Raw genomic sequence first — 301 nt, forward strand, 5'->3', positions numbered from 1 at the left:
TCTGACGCAGATGACACGATAACTTGATGCAGATGACACGCTGTTTTGACGCAGGTTGCAATGCCTCTGTAAGTCAGCGGAGCTGGCTGTCCTTTTATGTCTGTCTTTTATATTATATAATAAGGTGTAACATTTCCAGTGTAGATGGTTTGTAAGACAAAGTGAAATAAATTGAAGTTATTTCAAACATTTCTTTAAAAACATTTGGTGGTGAATGTTTTTTATGTTACCTTTGCACTCGCTTTTGAGAACTACGGTTCTCTCAGGCTTAGAAGAAGCGTTCTTTGAAAGGATTTACATA

The organism is Prevotella sp. HMSC077E09 (assembly GCF_001814685.1).
GTDB classification, from domain to species: Bacteria; Bacteroidota; Bacteroidia; order Bacteroidales; family Bacteroidaceae; genus Prevotella; species Prevotella oris.